The sequence below is a fragment of the Psychrobacter sp. M9-54-1 genome, assembly GCF_016613355.1.
Taxonomy (GTDB): domain Bacteria; phylum Pseudomonadota; class Gammaproteobacteria; order Pseudomonadales; family Moraxellaceae; genus Psychrobacter; species Psychrobacter faecalis.
In genome coordinates, this window is record NZ_JADGFW010000026.1 from 57597 (window position 1) to 74852 (window position 17256).

Here is a 17256-nt window from a genome sequence, read left to right on the forward strand (position 1 = left end):
CATTCTTAGCGCTGTTTTTCTTTTATTTACTTCTCTGTAATATAAAATGCCATGATGACTATATCAGTCGTCATGGCATTTTTTAATTTAACATCTTAGCGCAGAATTCTCCCACCTCTAAGGTGGGGAGATGAATGCGTTGTTGGTAACTACTCCTACAACCTGTTGTATAATAATTATGCAACCAACTAACAATAAATATCTCATGCCAAAGCAGATCCTAAAAGCCCATAAAATCAGGCTATATCCGACTGATGAACAGCAAGTATTCTTTGCCAAGTCATTCGGCTGCGCTCGTTTTATTTGGAATAAAATGCTTGGCGATAAAATAGATCACTACAAAACTACGAAGACCACCCTAAACAACACCCCTGCTCAGTATAAAAAAGAATTTGAATGGCTAAAAGAAGTCGATAGCTTGGCATTAGCCAATGTTCAGCAAAATCTAAGAGCTGCCTACAGTAAATTTTTCAAGCAAGGCGCAGGGTTCCCTAAGTTCAAGAAAAAAGGCATTAAAGACAGTTACACCACCAACAATCAAAAAGGATCGGTAGCCGTCACCAAAAACACCATTAAACTACCTAAAATAGGTCACATCAAGGCTAAAATACATCAATCTATTAATGGGCTTATCAAGAGCGCCACTATCAGCCGTACCCCATCAGGTAAGTATTACGTCAGCCTGTTGGTTGAAACCATCGTTGATGAATTACCAAAAACCCACTCTAACATCGGCATTGACTTAGGATTGACAGACTTTATCGTCTTATCGGACGGCAGCAAAGTTGCCAATCCTAAGTTTCTATCGAAGCTGCAAGACAAGCTTGCGCGTGAACAGAAAATACTAGCCAAACGCAGAGCCGTTGCTAAAGCGGATCAACGCAAGTTGTCAGAGAGCCGCAACTATCAAAAGCAAAAAACAAAAGTCGCCAAGGTCTATGAGAAAATAACCAATACTCGCAAAGACTTTCTACATAAACTCTCATTCAATCTCATCAAAAACCACGATGTTATTGCTATTGAGGACTTGAACGTCAAAGGCATGGTTAAGAATAGAAAATTAGCTAAAGCCATATCAGACAGCTCATGGTCAGCATTCACCACCATGCTGACCTATAAAGCAGACTGGTACGGCAAAGCGCTTGTCAAAATAGACCGATGGTATCCATCGTCTAAGACTTGCTCAAACTGCGATCATCTACTGAATAAAGCTGAATTACCGCTATCGGTCAGAACATGGGATTGCCCCAGTTGTTTGCAGAAAAATGATCGAGACATTAACGCCAGTATCAATATCTTAAATCAAGGGCTGTTACTGGCTAAACAATCAAAAACTGTCGGTGCGACAGGGTTAGCTTAGTCAATTCGCTTAACCGCTGATACAGAACACCGTGTCAAGTAAGAGCGTTACCTAAGAAACCTCTACTTCAAAGGTAGTGGGTAGTTCATGACTGTGTTAAGTTACATTAAAATGTCGCATTATCCTTATCCTCTCTATAATATATCTATATTATAATTACAAGTTGTCTTCACTCAGTTGAGTCATATGAACAACCGCTCCCCAAAAACCTTACCCATGCTTATTTGGCAATCTATCATGCAGACCATGATTTTGGCTGTATTGGCAGGTTTTTTATTGTCTTTTGTTTATGGCTTGGTGCAGCATTATAAGGAAGAACGTCGGCATACTCAGCAGTTGGCGAACCTCCTGACGCTTAGCGCGGCGAGCGTAGATGGCGATGAGGTAGTCGCTGATCAAGTGCGTTTTTTGTTAGAAAATGAGCAAAATATCGAAAGTATTTTGTTTTATACCACCTCGCAGCCAATTCCTGATAGCAATCTGTCAAAAGACGATTGGAAAAATGCTTTATTTGCCAATGCGGTCAACTTTAATTATCCGGTCGTCGGTGACTATGTTGATGGTACTAGCACACTTTCTATCGGTAGTGATACGCTAAACGGCGAGCAGAAAAATTTTACGACTTTGACCACCATCAATACTAACTCAAACTCAGAGAGCGACCCTATAAGCGAATCAGTGAGCGAAATGTCGTCTGATACCGCCTTGGTCGGCTATATCAATATTACTTTAAATGTGGCGGCACTGCGGGCAGATTGGGTGCAAAGCAATTTATGGTTGTGGTTAATGACTACGACGTTGGCGATTATCTGGGCGTTGTTCATTTTACGCAAACTAAACTGGCCATCAAAAGATATCGCTGCGCTGACCGAAGTTTGCGATATTGTGCTAAAAAACCCTGAGCTTGAGCAGCTACCGGCGATTCCGCAGCGCTTTAAATTTGAAGAATTGGTGCAGATTAAGCAGGCTTTTATTACTTTGTTTAATCGCCTGCAAGCGTCGAAACAAGATTATGCAGCGCTGGCCGTGTTTGAGCAGCAGTTACATCAAAAAGATTTATCGCTTGATGTGCAGTTGCATAATTTTCAAAGCATGATAACCCATGAGCTAAAAACTTCCCTAAATGCCATCGTTGGCGGCTTACAGCTGTTAGATAGTGAACAGCTAAATGCTGAGCAAAAAGACGCAGTTGAGATTATTCACAATGGCAGTGATAAATTGGTATTGGCGCTCAATCAAATTATACAACTGAATCAAATTCAAAAAGGGCAAATCAGCCTACAAATTAGCGAATTTAATCCGCTGCAATTAATTTCAGACCTATTGGCCGAATATGAACCTATTGCCCAGCAAAAGGGTCTTACGTTAAGCAGTCATATTCATCATATTGATTATAGCCTCGAAGGCGACGCCGAAAAAATCCAGCAGATATTGTCGATCCTACTGAGTAACGCTATTAAGTTTACCCCAGCAGGGCAAGTAAGCATTACCTCGCAGCTGACCCATTTCGACCACAGCAACCGCTGGCAGATAAGGATAAAAGATAGCGGTATCGGTATCGATAGCAGCTTTATAGAAGATATTTTCAATCCGTTCTTTCAAGTAGATTCATCGCAAACCCGTCAGTATGAAGGCACGGGTATTGGCTTGCCAGTCGTTAAGCAAATGGCGCAGCTGATGGGTGCTAGTGTCGAGGTAAGTAGTACATTAGGGGTTGGGACAGAATTTATAGTTACCTTGCAGCTGTCCAATCAGCGCCAATCGCGCCAGCAGTATTTGCTGTCTGGGCTTGACGTAATTTATTACTACTATCAAGATAGCGGCGCTTTGCTAGAAGAGTTACAGCGACTAGGGGCACGTGTTACCTGCTATCAACATGAACAGCTGGTCATTGATGACATAGCTGATAAAAATTTCGATATGGTAATGTTTGCTGAAGACGTATTACCAAGTAGCGCTGAAGCCTTAGCAAGACGTATTCGTGCTTCTGAGACCAGTCATCGTGCTTTGCTGGTGTATTGGTATTCGCAGCAGCAGGTGCTACATTTGGATAGTTTTGAGCATGGATTAAAAGCCGCGGGGGTAGATTACTGTCAGGTGGCGAACTATGAAGACAAAGCGCTGAGTAATTTGCTAAAAAGCTGGCTTGCTTGCTCTTAAATATCACGGTACTCATGAGGCTAAAGTTAAAAAAAGACCAATAAAAAAGACACCCATCAAAGGCGTCTTTTTTATATTAAGCTCGCTAAACACTGTTATCTAATATCAAATGGCTTTTAGAACGAATTGTTAAGCTAAAGATTTAAGACAAGTGCTTAAAACAAGTTTTGTGCCCAGCGCGTGAAACGTTGCCAAATACGGCTCATAAATCCTGATTGTTCGATATCGCTCGTAGCAACGACAGGAACTGAGGCAACTGCTTTACCATCAATTACCGCCATCATTTTGCCAATTTCTTGACCTTTTTTGATAGGAGCTTCTAAGCTTTCAGGAATATCGACCACGGTGGTGATTTTATTCTTTTGGGTTTTGCTGGTCAAAATCTGCAAACTGTCACCGGTTGTCAACTCCACTTCTTTTGCTTCGCCAAACCAAACCGGTACTTTACTGACGAATTGGCCAGCCGGCGCTTTAGTGACGGTGGTAAAGTGGCCAAAGCCCCAGTTTAGCAACTCACGTGACTGATCGGCGCGCGCTTGTTGACTTTTTGTGCCCATAATGACAGAGATAAGGCGCATATCGTCACGCTTACTTGACGCTGCTAAGCAATAGCCTGCGGCGTCAGTATGACCTGTTTTTAAGCCATCAACCGTCGGGTCGGTCGCAAGTAGGGCGTTACGGTTACCCTGCGTGATACCGTTATAGGTAAACTCTTTTTCCGAATAAAGACCATAATAGTCGCCACTGTTTTTGATAATAGCACGCGAAAGTTTTGCTAAGTCTAAAGCTGATGCTTCGTGGCCTTCATCGGGCATACCTGTGGCATTGACAAAATGGGTATTTTTCATGCCGATTTTTTCGGCTTCTTCATTCATCAAAATCGCAAACGAAGCTTCGCTACCAGCAATGTGTTCGGCCATCGCTTTTGAAGCATCGTTACCTGATTGAATGATGATACCGCGTAGCATATCGATCACGCTGGCGCTTTTATTGACTGGTACATACATGCACGATTCACTGCTACTACCGCGGCACCAAGCATTGGCGCTCATCAGTACTTGCTCGTCTTCTTTAAGATCACCTGATGCTAAGCGCTGTTCAATCATGTAGCTGGTCATCATCTTTGTCAAAGATGCTGGCGGCAATGGTTGATTGGCGTTTTTCTGCGCCAGTATCTCACCCGTGTTATAGTCCATTAATACATAGGCGGTATTGTCCATTTCAGGAGGCTGAATGGCTGCGCCCGCCATCATTGCACTCATAGAAACACTAACGCCCACTACCAGCTGTACCAGCTGTTTTTTCACATGCTTTACTGTCATAGATTGTTACACCGCATCATAAAACCAAATGTATCTATCGCTGCTATCACAGGCTAAATCTCAAGTTAATCTAACATAAGCGCTTTAAATTTAAGCGTCAGAACAGATTTTTGCTGAAAGCCTTAGTGACTGAGCGATGGACATAAAATTAACGCCTTATCTTAGCAAAATGCCGCTCGATGGGGAAATGATAAATAAAATAAAATTATTCACGATTAGAAATTGGATTTATAGCAACTTTTTTAATATCCATAAAAAAACTTGCTGTATCGTCTGCTATGAGCGGACGATACAGCAAGCTGATTTTGCAATATAAATGTAGTCTTTAATAAACCCAGTATAGGCTTAATGCAGATTCTTATTTAAAATTTATAAGAGCAATTACTAAAAGCTGATTATCAAAGGTTTTTGCCTAGCATCTATCACGTCATAATAACCAGATTTTATTGTCGTTAATAGTAAAGGTATTTATTTACGTTGACCAGATGCTAGATTTTAGCGAATTTACTTTTCTATCGAAACGGATTAATGATATTCAGCATTGGCCAAATCTTCGCATAAGGCTTTGTTCTCTTGTTTTGAGAAGCCCATGGTCCAACTACGAATACCTTGCAGAATTTGACGGTAATCTTGCTGCGTAGACAAGTATTGAATAGCCGCTTTTGGATCCTCTAACGATGGCATCAATTCATGCAGCTGCACGTTATAAGATTTATAAAAGCGCTGTTTTTGTTTGCCGGTTAACATCGGCGGGCAAATCTCTGATAACACATGCATCACCGCAATCTCATGCTTAGTGATATTAATGCCCGATAAATCTACTGGAATGGTAGTCGACGCATTGGACGCAGCTTGGGTCGCTTGAGACAGCATAGCAATAGACGTTATCAGTCCTGCAAGACCAACTTTTGAGGCGGTCTTTGCTATCACAGAAGCTATAGATAATATCGATTGATTTTTCATTCAGTATTACACTCGCTTATCTTTGTTTGATGGTGCTATGTTAATGGGTAAAAAAATAAAAGTCACATAAAATATTGATTTATGTGTAGATATATTGTGAGCTAAGCCGCCTTTACAGCAACATATCAGCATTATATCGCCCTAAGTTACCTCAACATAAAAGTATCAATTGTTCGTGTTGTCCCTTGTTGCCTACTGTAACCGCGACGTCTTACCTTTTGCAAAAGATGCTTACTGCTACTATTAAAATTATGAATAAAATCAAATAGTAATTTGAACTTGCTTAAAGTCTGGGTTCGCCTCGCGAGGCGAGTAGGGTATAATCGCCCAAAATCTAAAACGCTGTAATGCCTCTCCTAGTTTTGGCAGGCATGATTATAGCGGTTTTAGGATAAAAAAGTAGAGAACCTGACAGACGGTCATTAATGACGATATTAAGCAGAGTTGGGCAAAAATGAAAATTTTATTGAGTAATGATGATGGGGTGCATGCGCCAGGGCTATTGGCGCTTTATCAGGCATTGTCGACCATCGCAGAAGTGGTGGTGGTCGCACCAAGTAATGAGCAAAGCGGCTGCGCCAGCGCTTTGAGCATCTCAACGCCGTTATATACCCATAAGTTAGATTCGGGTTTTATAGCGGTCAATGGTTCACCCGCTGATTGTATCTACTTGGCGTTACATGAACTCTATCGTCATAGGGATTTTGACTGGGTGATTACCGGCATCAATTCCGGTGCCAATCTCGGTCAGGACGTATTGTTTTCGGGTACTTTTGGCGCGGCATTGACCGCCCAGCTTTTTGGCATACCAGCGATCGCAACCTCTTTGGTAGGTGGCGGCACAAAAAATGACGAAGCGCAGCAGGCCAGTCATTATCAAATGGCGGCCAATGAGATTGTCAAACTCATGACCGATACACCGATATTGGAGGCTTGCAAAAATTTGCCCTATCATGTATTAAACGTTAATATTCCTGATGTTGATAGTGCCGATGCGATTAAAGGTCGAAAAATAACGGCGCTGAGCCACAGTCAGATTGCACGTCCCGTCCATCATGTGGTCGATCCACGCGGACGCGATGCCTACTGGCTATCGTTACGCAAACGCCAACGAGAATTATTAACAGACGACGCAAGTATTGAATCAGCAGAAATACAGATGATGGATGACCAAGCGGTGGCAGCAAGGTATATTAGTCTATCGCCTGTGCGCCTGCATCATACGCCAACCGAAGCCCTTGCGTCACTCTCAGCCTTAGTACTGTAATTAGCCCTGTAATTAGTGCTGCAAATTGACTGATTTATCTAAGTTCATGATGATATTTGCCTGTGCTTAAATTGGCCAATGCTTAAGTTTATTAGCACTAAATTTATTAGAGCTTAAAATCGCTAAAAACCATTTATTATTGAATGAGCTAAAAACCATTGATTATTAAATGAATAATTATGGTGTTTAGGACATTAAACGTTACAACCGTTAGCAAAATGCTTGTGAGTAACACAAGGAGTTTGTGAGTAACATAAAGAATAGGAAATCTTGTATGAAGAAGCTTATTGCTGGATCACGCTTAGCAACCCTAGCCTTGATGGGAACATTGACGGCAGCGACCGTGACGATGGTCGGCTGTGCCACCAAGCCTACTTATCAAGGCGCTAATCAGGGTCCGAAGATTATCACCAATGGACAAGGCGTGCCCAATTATTATCGTGTGCAGCGGGGCGACACTGTCAGTCAAATCGCCGCCCGCTATCGTCTCAATTATCGCCAAATCGGTGCGATCAATGGTTTAGATAGCAAATATACGATTTATAGTGGTCAGTGGCTCAAATTATGGCAAGGCGAGCCAGTAAACGCCAATAATAACAGTCGCTATAATGCCCCTGCTCAAACACGGCCACAGCCGAGTTATACACCGCCTGTGAACAATACTCCGAACTATTCGCAAACGCCTGTTTATGAAGTGACCGCCAACGCAACATCGGGTTATGAGTATCCAAGTCGCAACCAAGTGATTCGTAACTTTGATGCTGCTGCCGGTAATATGGGTATGTGGTTTGCCGGTAATGTTGGCGATCCAGTGCTTGCCAGCCAATCGGGTACGGTGCTGTATTCAGGTAACGGCCTGCCTGAGTATGGCAACCTGATTATGATTCGTCATAGCGATAACTATATTACCGCCTATGCGCACAACAGTGCCTTGCTGGTAAAAGAAGGTGAAGCGGTACAGCGCGGACAGCGTATTGCAAATATGGGTAGCAGCGGCGAGACCAACCAGGTCGGCTTAGAATTCCAAGTACGCCTAAATGGTAACCCTATTGACCCACGTGCGGTGCTAGGACGTTAGATTTTAAGACGTTAAATTTGCTGCAATTTTTTGGTGGCTGTTAATTGTTATTGCTTGCTCGCTATTAATTATTAGCTATCAGTTGCTTTACTTATTCATATTTGAGAAATTTATGTTATTAAACAAACAATACCTTGCCTTGTTTCCCGCGTTAGTTATGGTCGGCTGTACCAGCCAGCAGGCAATGCAAAAGCCGAATACCCCTGTACGCCAAGGTAATGTGCAAATTACCCAAACCCAAACCATTCAGGTAAAGCCAACGCCTGTACCAGTCGTCAAGCCGCAGCCGGTTACTAAACCAAGCTATAACAGTTTTTCCGATTGGAAGTCTGATTTTTCGATGCGCGCCATTGCAGCGGGTCATGATGCTTCAACCGTGCGTCGTTTGATGGACATGGCTTATTTAAATCAGCAAGTTATCTCGCTAGATTCAGGGCAGCCAGAGTTTTCTAAAATGCCTTGGGAATATGTCGATTCTGCCGTATCAGATGGCCGTGTCAGCACAGGTAAGCGTAAGTTTGCCGAGCAACGCGCCTTTTTATCACAGTTAGAGTCGCAATATGGCGTCAATGCAGAAATCATTGCCGCGATTTGGGGGATGGAGTCGTCATACGGTGTGGTAACGGGCAATAGCAGTATTCCAAGCTCGCTTGCCAGCCTTGCTTATGATGGCCGTCGCCAAGAATTTGCTGAAACCCAGTTATTGTCACTAGCGACGCTATTGCAGCGCGGCGATGTCTCATGGTCACAGCTCGATGGCTCTTGGGCAGGCGGTATGGGGCAGACGCAGTTTATCCCTGATACCTGGCTGAAACACGGCGTTGATGGTGATGGTAACGGTCATCGTAACCCATGGGCAACGAGCGATGCTCTGGCCTCTACTGCCAATTACCTGAGTAATTCAGGTTGGGTGCGAGGCCTTGCGCCATTTTATGAAGCGACTGTACCTGCGTCGTTTGATTACTCAACGGTTGGTACCAAGCAACCTGCGGCTAGATGGGCGGCGATGGGCGTGGATACCATCGCTGATGTTTATTTAGATGCCAATACGCAAATGGAGCTATGGCTACCTGCTGGTAAAGATGGTCCAGTCCTATTACTTAGCCCAAACTTTGATGTCATCAAGGTTTACAACAACTCATCAAACTATGCGCTTGGTGTGAGCCTACTTGGTAAAGCGCTGGCAGGTCAGAGCGGCTTACAAAAATCATGGCCGCGCTATGAGCGTCCATTATCGACCGCGCAAGTGCGTAATTTGCAGCAGCGTTTAACCAGCATGGGTTATGATACCAAAGGCGCTGATGGCATCGTTGGTACCAATACGCGTAAGGCGTTCCAGCGCTGGCAAGCAGATAATGGTCAAACGCCAGACGGCTTTATCACTCAACGCACAGCATCTTCATTGGCAGGATGGTGAGACAGAGTAAAGTCGCTGTTTTTAGATAATCGTTATTTACAACGATGGTTTAAAAATAATTAACTCTCATAAATAAAAAAAACTCCGTGCTAAGCGGAGTTTTTTTTGTTCGTACAGTTTTATAAAAATTGTAGCAGTAGTTTAGATAGGGTTTAGACAGTCATCTTAAACTCAATCAACTCAAACTCAGCAGCGTTATCGCCTGTATCGCCATCTGATGTCACCGCCCCAATCACCGCACTGACTTTTGGCTGGCGTGAGTCTTTATCAAGCACGCGCCAATCACCAAGTACGTAGCGCTTTTTATCTGTCGTCGCCTGATGAATGGCTGGGCGATGGGTATGACCATGTAACAACGCATCGCTGTCTGCTATGGCTTGTATTACTGCATCTTCATTGACGTCCATGATATAAGCGGCTTTGTTGGCATTATTTTGCTGACTTTTTTGCCGTAATTTATCGGCAATCGCTAAGCGTTTTGTCAGCGATTTATTGAGCAAATACCACTGGGTCAAACGGTTACGCATCATTTTACGAAAAAACTGATATTTTTTATCATCAGTACAGAGCGCGTCGCCGTGCTCTAAGCGGTAATTCTGCTGTCCGACGGTTAAATAATACGGCTCATAAATCAGCTCACCACCGAATAAGCTACAAAAGGGCTGACCTAAGAGGAAATCACGGTTGCCATGCATGACCAATATCTCACAGCCAGCGACTCGTAGTTTTTTTAGTTTAACGATAAGCGGCGTGAGCCAATGGTTTTGGCGCGCGTCTTCTGACAAAGTCAAATAAGCATCATCGCCAATCCAAACATCAAACCAATCACCCAAGATAAATAAGCGTTTAAGCGTAGGCAAGGCAAGGCAATCATCAAGCAGTGCCAAAAAAGCCTGCACTAAGGCAGGCTCTTCTGGCGATAAATGCAAATCGCTAATCAAAACTTGCCGCACCTCATGAGGGCGGGTCGTGATTAAATGATTAAAGCTTTGCATGTATCTTTATCCTCATAAGGTAAGATAAGCGGCCGTTAATAACAAACCGCTTATCTTATACCGTTTATAAAAAAACGATTACTGCGTAATGATGGTCGCAGAGTTGATGACCACTGGCTCGTTTGGCACATCCGCATGCATGCCAAAACGGCCCGTTGGTACGCCGCGCATTTTGTCGATAACATCCATGCCGCTAGTGACTTTACCAAATACGGTGTAGCCCCAACCTTGCATGTTTTTGCCAGAGTGATTTAGGAAATCGTTGTCTTTTACGTTAATAAAAAACTGGCTGGTTGCTGAATGTGGGTCTTGCGTACGGGCCATCGCAATCGTACCTTTGTCATTTTTCAAGCCATTGTCCGCTTCGTTTTCAACGGGTGCATTGGTCGCTTTTTCATTCATTTCAGCGTCCATACCGCCGCCTTGAATCATAAAGCCGTCAATGATGCGATGGAAAATCGTCCCGTCATAATGACCAGATTTAACATAGTTTAAAAAGTTTTCGACCGTTTTTGGCGCTTTTTCTTCATTGAGTTCGATAACGATCGCACCCATATTGGTGTCAAGTTCTACTACTGGTGGCATGTCTACCATGTGATATTCCTTTTTGATTATAGCGTCTAAAATAACGCTGTTAAGTGGTGGCTAAAAAGTTGCTGACTAAAAAGTTATGGCTAGTCTAACGGCTTTTTTGTCGTCTGTCATGTATCAGGCTGTTAATGCCTTTGCAAAAGCTGATAGAATAACGCAACGTTATCTTTTATCAGCGATTTTTGATTGATTATTTTAAATTTTCTTATTTTGAACCTTTTATAAAGCGTAATGACACGTGTTATAGACTGAAACCTTGCGCTAGGAGCAATGAGTAATGAGTGAGCACTCAAGCAACAATGTACAAAAAGACGAACAAAAAAATGACTTTATTCGTAATATCATTCGTAACGATATCAAAGCGCAAAAATACCCGCAAATCGTGACGCGCTTTCCGCCTGAGCCAAACGGCTATTTGCACTTAGGTCATGTCAAATCTATCTGCTTAAACTTTGGTATCGCCGAAGAGTTTGGCGGCGTTTGTAACTTGCGCTTTGATGACACCAACCCAACTGCAGAAAAGCAAGACTATATCGATAATATTGAAAATGATGTGAAATGGCTTGGCTTTGAGTGGGCAGGCGAGGCGCACCATGCGTCCGGTTACTTTGACCAGTTGTACGCATGGGCCGTGCAATTGATTGAACAGGGTGATGCTTATGTAGACTTGCAATCGCCTGAACAAATTCGCGATAATCGTGGCTCATTTAATGAAGCTGGCACGCCGTCGCCGCAGCGTGATGCCAGTGTCGAAGAAAACTTAAAACTCTTTAATGATATGAAAGAAGGCAAGTTTGCCGAAGGCAAAGCCGTGCTGCGCGCCAAGATTGACATGGCAAGCCCAAATATGAATATGCGCGACCCTGTTATCTACCGCGTCATGCACCAAGCGCACCATCAAACCGGTGATAAATGGTGTATTTATCCGATGTACGATTTTGCCCATCCACTCTCTGATGCACTCGAAGGCATTACCCATTCGTTATGTACACTAGAATTTGAAGACCATCGTCCGTTTTATGATTGGGCGGTTGAAAAAATTGGCTTTGATGTGCCGCCGCACCAGTACGAGTTTAGCCGTTTGAATGTCGACCATACGTTGACCAGTAAACGCAAATTAAAGCAGTTGGTTGATGAAGGTATCGTTAGCGGCTGGGATGATCCACGGATGCCGACGATTGCAGGCATGCGCCGCCGCGGTTATACGCCTGAAGGTTTACGCGATTTTAGTGAACGCGTCGGTGTGACTAAGGTAGACAGCGTGGTTGATTTTCGTCTATTAGAATTTAGTATTCGTCAGTCATTAGAGACGACGACGGCGCGCGGTATGGCAGTGCTCAAGCCGTTAAAGGTAACGATTACTAACTTTAGCAATGCTGTTAGCAGTTGGGAGTCGCAAAAAGCTGATAGCGTCAATGCGCGCTGGGACGATGATGCACAGACCTTATGGCTCACCCAGCCAAACCATCCAAATGTCGATATGGGCGAGCGTGAAATTCCGTTTACCGAAACCCTTTATATTGACCAAGGCGACTATGAGATCGAGCCGCCAGCAGGCTATAAGCGTTTATCTCCAGAAAAGCCAGAAATCCGTCTGCGTAACACTTATGTGTTGGCAGTGACTGAGCATGTGCTAGATGACGCAGGTAATGTTGTTGAGCTAAAAGCAACGATTGACCCTGCGACTTTGGGTAACAACCCTGAAGGCCGTAAGGTTAAAGGCGTGATTCATTGGGTCTCAGCAAGCCAAGGCGTTCCAGCGACGGTACGCATGTATGAGCAGCTATTTAGCGCTGAAGATCCAAGTAGCGTCGCCGACGTTCATCAAGCGCTAAATCCTAACTCGTTGATTGAGCTCGATGCCGTAGTTGAGCCATCGCTTGCTAATGCCAATGCTGGTACGCGATTCCAGTTCGAGCGTGAAGGCTACTTTATTGCTGATAGTGAAGACCATATGAGCGACAAGCCTGTATTTAATCAAATCGTGAGCTTACGTGACAGCTATAAACCGGCTTAGTGTAGAACTATTGGTTCTATTATTAAAGTTTAAAACGTTACTCAACAATAGTAGTTTTCAAAATCGCCCATTTCTAGTACGCTAGAGATGGGCTTTTTTTATGAGCATGGATTTTAATAATAGAGGGTGAGGGTAGTTAAATGGCAAAGTTTTTAAACAGTAGCGGTACGACTTATCATTTAGAAGAATTGATCAAAAATGCCTCTGACAGGCTGATTATCATTAGTCCGTATCTGAAGCTGAATGAGCGCATTAAAGAGCTACTAGAAGATCGCAATCGTCTAAAAATTGATATTAGAATCGTTTATGGTAAAAATGATTTACACCCTGAAGAAATCAATTGGCTTAAAAATTTAACCTTTATTCGTACCAGTTTCTGCAAAAACTTACATGCCAAATGCTATCTCAATGAAAATGAATGTATTATTACCAGTTTGAATCTTTACGAATTTAGCCAAGTGAATAATAATGAAATGGGCGTACTGATTTATCGTAACGAAGACGCTAAGCTTTATGCTGATACTTATGAAGAAGCCCAACGTATCATTCGCATCAGTGATGAAGTGCGCATGTCGCTAGAAAAGGTAACTGAATCTGAAACGATAGCGGATGATAAAGCCAATTCTAATAATACCAGTGTTGACGCCAATTCTAATGCTAGTGTAGCGAGCAAGTCCACTGCAGAATTGAATACGCCTACTTACTCGAAGCTAACAACTGCAAAGCTTGCCAAAGAGCTTGGCTTTAAAACCCAAGAGCTGAATGAAAAATTGCTAGCCGCGGGTTATGTACAAGAGCAAGAGGGCGAGTTGGTATTAACAGATCAAGGACGCGCCGCTGGTGGTATAAGTAAAAAAGGTAAATTTGGCGAGTTTTGTTTGTGGGACGCAGGCATGGTCATTTAGTTAATATTTTAAATGCAAACTTGGGTTCTTAGTAATAAATGGCATAAGCGCATTACAATCCATCACAAGACATTCATAACCAGTTTGCTAAGATAGAAGAGAATTCTTGCTGACGTACTTTGAGTTATTGTGTAGTATTGACCAAGTACGTTGATAGCTAGGTACATTTATAACTAGGAATATTTATAACTAAGTACGTTTATAACAATAGAGCGCATGGATACCTTTAGGGGTGAACAAATACTAACGCTCATCACTCATATAAATAAGGAATAAAGCATGGCAAATTTACGTTTAGGTGATACCGCCCCAAACTTTGACGCAAGCACCACAGAAGGTGATATTAACTTTTATGATTGGGCAGGGGACAGCTGGGTAGTATTATTTTCGCATCCTGCTGATTACACGCCAGTCTGTACCACTGAGCTTGGGCGTACGGCGGCATTGGGCGGCGAGTTTCAAAAGCGCAATGTAAAAGCAATTGCCTTATCAGTTGACGGTTTAGATGATCATAAAGGCTGGGCCAAAGATATCGAAGAAACCCAAGGTACCGCCGTTAACTTCCCTATCATTGCGGACTCAGATCGCAAAGTGGCGGATCTCTATGACATGATTCATCCAAATGCCGACAATACCGCGACGGTTCGAAGTGTATTTATCATTGATCCAAACAAAAAAGTACGCTTAACGCTGACTTATCCAGCCAGCTGTGGCCGTAACTTCGATGAAATCGTCCGTGTTATCGATGCGATGCAATTGTCTGATGAGTATAATGTCGCAACGCCAGTTGATTGGAAAGAAGGCGATGACGTTATCATTCCACCAAGTGTGAAAAACGAAGATATCCCAGCCAATTATCCAAAAGGCCATACCGAGATTAAGCCTTATCTACGTACCACGCCTGCGCCTAACAAATAAGTTAAGCAGATTAGGCGGTTGGCCAAACAGTTTTTTCAAGTTAATAAGCCCTATGACGTTATGTTATAGGGCTTTTACTTTTTCCGCTTTTCAGCCTTTTATTAAAACAGCATATTACATAAGGTTTTGCTATGATAATAACAGGCTGAAATGTCTACACATGATATTTATAATTTTATCCATAACCGATAATGCAGTAACCATAATAAAACCAAAGGGCGCTGAGTCGCTTTAAAACCATCTTACAAGGAGTTTGCCATGAAAAAACTATACCTTACCCGTACCGCCCCAAATCCACGTAAAGCGCTTATTTTATTAGCGTCAAAAGGTATCGATGTCGATGATATGGATGATCTTGATGTGGTCGATATCGACTTCGCTACCAATGAGCAGATGTCCGAGGAATTTACCAAAATTAACCCTATGCAGACGGTGCCGGTATTAACCTTGGATGATGGTACGGTGCTGAATGACTCGCAGGCGGTATGCGAGTATCTCGACCGCGTCTATGGCGAGCGCTCGGTGATGGGTAATGACGTCGTACAGCGGGCGCAAGTATGCTCGATGCGCCGTATTGCCGAGTTTGAGGTGCTATACAACTTTATGCTGGCGTTTCAGCATAGCCATCCGTCCAAAGCGCAGCGTGTCGAGCAAGTACCTGAGTTTGTCGCGCCCTCTATTGCCCGCGCGATAAAAGCCCTACCTTATTTTGAAAATGCCTTAAACGGTCATGATTATTTGGTCGGTGACCAGTTAAGCTTTGCCGATATCGTACTGTATTTGGGTCTAGATTTTGGTAAAGCGCTAAAATTTAATCCAAACGAGCAGGGCGAAAATTTGGCGCGTTTTTATCAAATGATGCATGAGCGCTTTAGTATTAAAAATATGGCAAAAGCCAAACCTGCTTATGATGAATGATAAGGTCGCTTTATAAATCGAGCTTTACATAGCCAGAAGCCTTAATGCGCTAACCACCATATTAGCCAGTTAAGGCTTTTTTTATTGTAAAATTAGAAAAACTATCAAAAACAGTTACTATCAATCTATAAAATTAAACACTTTGTAACAATAATAGATGACATCGGCGCTATAGTGGTCAAATTATGAACACTTTACAAAAATAGATACAATTGCGATTTGTATAGTAAAAACTTCGTATGTTAAAAAGCGGAATATCGAAAAGGTTTACTCACAAGGTATGACTGTTATGACCTCATCTTTTGACACCCAATATTTTACGGAATCATCTTTTATAAAGTCTTTGGCTAGATTTGCTGTATTGCCTAGCATTCTAGCGGTAAGTCTGACATTGACTGCCTGCCAAGAATCCTCAGTACCAAGCGAGAATGATGTACAGACAGAAAATGCTAACGAAGTCGATGGTAATGCTGCTACGCCTGATGCTACGCTAGAAAATGATGAGTTCAAGGCGGCTGAGATGAGCACTGAAGAACAAATGATAGCCAATCTTACCCGTTATCGCTGGACACTGATGTCTGCAAGCGATAAAGGTGCACAGCCACTAAATACATTGCTCGATATCAAAGACCAAGTACGCTTGAGCTTTAGCCAATACCAAGGCGAGAATAGCCTAAACTATAGTGTCGGCTGCAATACCATGAGCGCAGGTTATCAGCTTCAAGGTCAAACGTTGACCATCGAAGACGGCATGAGCACCAAAATGTCGTGCGGTGAGCTTGATAAGGCTGAAAACCAATTGAATGAGCTAATGCAAGGCGAGAATCAATTGACCTTAGTATTAGAAGCCAATATCGAAAACGGTAGTGCTGAGAGCGCAACGGCTGAAAGTCGTCAACCAATCTTAACGCAAATCACAAGCGATGCGGCGACGCTAGTTTGGGCAGGTAAGTTAACCTCACAGGCCAAATATAACAGTAAAGGTGAAACGGTATTTTGGGCGGTCAATTCTAAGAAAGTAGCCTGCGCTGATAAGAGTTCAGAGTTGTGTTTACAAGTAAAACCCATTACTTATGATGACCAAGGTATCAAGGTTAGCGAAGGTGAGTGGACAGCCTTTAACGGTGAAATCGATGGCTATCAGCCCGATGGTATGCACGATGAAGTACTACGTCTCCAGCGCTATGAGTTAGACGCTAACGAGAATGAAGAAGCGCAAGAATATGCCTATGTACTCGATGCAGTGATTGAGAGTAGCGTGGTAGAGTAATGCTTTGTTAGAGTAGGTCTGTTGGTCATTTTTATTATTTTAAACGATGACTCAAATAGAAGAGATAATTTAAAC

The 17256-nt window shown here is 43.0% G+C and carries 14 protein-coding genes; 10 read left to right on the forward strand and 4 right to left on the reverse strand.

Annotated features, from left to right (window positions below; all coding sequences use genetic code 11):
- Nucleotides 1-205: 205 nt before the first annotated feature.
- Both tnpB and IQ457_RS10860 read left to right on the forward strand, forming a co-directional pair.
- Nucleotides 206-1360, forward strand: a complete 1155-nt coding sequence (tnpB, locus tag IQ457_RS10855; protein ID WP_200663208.1) for an IS200/IS605 family element RNA-guided endonuclease TnpB — start codon at nucleotides 206-208, stop codon at nucleotides 1358-1360.
- 186 nt (nucleotides 1361-1546) lie between these two features.
- The gene (locus IQ457_RS10860) at nucleotides 1547-3520 is read left to right on the forward strand and encodes a sensor histidine kinase (RefSeq protein WP_200663210.1); all 1974 of its coding nucleotides are present in this window, start codon (nucleotides 1547-1549) and stop codon (nucleotides 3518-3520) included.
- Nucleotides 3521-3675: 155 nt separating this feature from the next.
- Here the strand turns inward: IQ457_RS10860 and IQ457_RS10865 are convergent, their stop codons facing one another.
- Together IQ457_RS10865 and IQ457_RS10870 are read right to left on the reverse strand one after the other, a co-directional pair.
- Nucleotides 3676-4842 carry a D-alanyl-D-alanine carboxypeptidase family protein gene (locus IQ457_RS10865; protein WP_144297297.1) on the reverse strand — a complete coding sequence of 389 codons (1167 nt, stop codon included), beginning with the start codon at nucleotides 4840-4842 and terminating at the stop codon, nucleotides 3676-3678.
- A gap of 525 nt (nucleotides 4843-5367) precedes the next feature.
- Complete coding sequence (locus IQ457_RS10870) at nucleotides 5368-5805, reverse strand: MCR_0457 family protein (RefSeq protein ID WP_068406636.1); 438 nt, start codon at nucleotides 5803-5805, stop codon at nucleotides 5368-5370.
- Nucleotides 5806-6259: 454 nt separating this feature from the next.
- Between IQ457_RS10870 and surE the strand changes: the two genes are divergently transcribed.
- From surE to IQ457_RS10885, 3 genes are all read left to right on the forward strand, one after another.
- The gene (surE, locus tag IQ457_RS10875) at nucleotides 6260-7072 is read left to right on the forward strand and encodes a 5'/3'-nucleotidase SurE (protein ID WP_200663211.1); all 813 of its coding nucleotides are present in this window, start codon (nucleotides 6260-6262) and stop codon (nucleotides 7070-7072) included.
- 274 nt (nucleotides 7073-7346) lie between these two features.
- Nucleotides 7347-8150 (forward strand): peptidoglycan DD-metalloendopeptidase family protein, encoded by an 804-nt coding sequence (locus IQ457_RS10880; RefSeq protein ID WP_193031894.1) that lies wholly within the window; start codon nucleotides 7347-7349, stop codon nucleotides 8148-8150.
- 112 nt (nucleotides 8151-8262) lie between these two features.
- Nucleotides 8263-9567, forward strand: coding sequence for a lytic murein transglycosylase (locus IQ457_RS10885; RefSeq protein WP_200663213.1), 1305 nt, complete (start codon nucleotides 8263-8265; stop codon nucleotides 9565-9567).
- 152 nt (nucleotides 9568-9719) lie between these two features.
- Here IQ457_RS10885 and IQ457_RS10890 read toward each other — a convergent pair whose 3' ends face one another.
- The gene (locus IQ457_RS10890) at nucleotides 9720-10562 is read right to left on the reverse strand and encodes a UDP-2,3-diacylglucosamine diphosphatase (protein WP_200663215.1); all 843 of its coding nucleotides are present in this window, start codon (nucleotides 10560-10562) and stop codon (nucleotides 9720-9722) included.
- Nucleotides 10563-10640: 78 nt separating this feature from the next.
- Nucleotides 10641-11156, reverse strand: coding sequence for a peptidylprolyl isomerase (locus IQ457_RS10895; protein ID WP_068406650.1), 516 nt, complete (start codon nucleotides 11154-11156; stop codon nucleotides 10641-10643).
- A 274-nt stretch (nucleotides 11157-11430) separates the two neighbouring features.
- On the opposite strand from IQ457_RS10895, the gene IQ457_RS10900 reads away from it, so the two are divergent.
- From IQ457_RS10900 to IQ457_RS10920, 5 genes are all read left to right on the forward strand, one after another.
- Nucleotides 11431-13170, forward strand: coding sequence for a glutamine--tRNA ligase/YqeY domain fusion protein (locus IQ457_RS10900; protein WP_200663217.1), 1740 nt, complete (start codon nucleotides 11431-11433; stop codon nucleotides 13168-13170).
- A gap of 140 nt (nucleotides 13171-13310) precedes the next feature.
- Nucleotides 13311-14075: a phospholipase D family protein gene (locus IQ457_RS10905; protein WP_200663219.1), complete on the forward strand. Its 765-nt coding sequence runs from the start codon at nucleotides 13311-13313 to the stop codon at nucleotides 14073-14075.
- 279 nt (nucleotides 14076-14354) lie between these two features.
- Nucleotides 14355-14993 (forward strand): peroxiredoxin, encoded by a 639-nt coding sequence (locus IQ457_RS10910; protein WP_102076822.1) that lies wholly within the window; start codon nucleotides 14355-14357, stop codon nucleotides 14991-14993.
- A gap of 258 nt (nucleotides 14994-15251) precedes the next feature.
- Nucleotides 15252-15911, forward strand: coding sequence for a glutathione S-transferase family protein (locus tag IQ457_RS10915; RefSeq protein ID WP_102076821.1), 660 nt, complete (start codon nucleotides 15252-15254; stop codon nucleotides 15909-15911).
- 289 nt (nucleotides 15912-16200) lie between these two features.
- The gene (locus IQ457_RS10920; RefSeq protein WP_200663221.1) at nucleotides 16201-17181 is read left to right on the forward strand and encodes an META domain-containing protein; all 981 of its coding nucleotides are present in this window, start codon (nucleotides 16201-16203) and stop codon (nucleotides 17179-17181) included.
- The last annotated feature ends 75 nt before the right edge of the window (nucleotides 17182-17256 follow it).

Coding starts and splice junctions, on each gene's coding strand:
- tnpB (WP_200663208.1), top strand. CDS start 206: ATGCCAAAGCAGATCCTAAAAGCCCATAAAATCAGGCTATATCCGACT.
- IQ457_RS10860 (WP_200663210.1), top strand. CDS start 1,547: ATGAACAACCGCTCCCCAAAAACCTTACCCATGCTTATTTGGCAATCT.
- IQ457_RS10865 (WP_144297297.1), bottom strand. CDS start 4,842: ATGACAGTAAAGCATGTGAAAAAACAGCTGGTACAGCTGGTAGTGGGC.
- IQ457_RS10870 (WP_068406636.1), bottom strand. CDS start 5,805: ATGAAAAATCAATCGATATTATCTATAGCTTCTGTGATAGCAAAGACC.
- surE (WP_200663211.1), top strand. CDS start 6,260: ATGAAAATTTTATTGAGTAATGATGATGGGGTGCATGCGCCAGGGCTA.
- IQ457_RS10880 (WP_193031894.1), top strand. CDS start 7,347: ATGAAGAAGCTTATTGCTGGATCACGCTTAGCAACCCTAGCCTTGATG.
- IQ457_RS10885 (WP_200663213.1), top strand. CDS start 8,263: ATGTTATTAAACAAACAATACCTTGCCTTGTTTCCCGCGTTAGTTATG.
- IQ457_RS10890 (WP_200663215.1), bottom strand. CDS start 10,562: ATGCAAAGCTTTAATCATTTAATCACGACCCGCCCTCATGAGGTGCGG.
- IQ457_RS10895 (WP_068406650.1), bottom strand. CDS start 11,156: ATGGTAGACATGCCACCAGTAGTAGAACTTGACACCAATATGGGTGCG.
- IQ457_RS10900 (WP_200663217.1), top strand. CDS start 11,431: ATGAGTGAGCACTCAAGCAACAATGTACAAAAAGACGAACAAAAAAAT.
- IQ457_RS10905 (WP_200663219.1), top strand. CDS start 13,311: ATGGCAAAGTTTTTAAACAGTAGCGGTACGACTTATCATTTAGAAGAA.
- IQ457_RS10910 (WP_102076822.1), top strand. CDS start 14,355: ATGGCAAATTTACGTTTAGGTGATACCGCCCCAAACTTTGACGCAAGC.
- IQ457_RS10915 (WP_102076821.1), top strand. CDS start 15,252: ATGAAAAAACTATACCTTACCCGTACCGCCCCAAATCCACGTAAAGCG.
- IQ457_RS10920 (WP_200663221.1), top strand. CDS start 16,201: ATGACCTCATCTTTTGACACCCAATATTTTACGGAATCATCTTTTATA.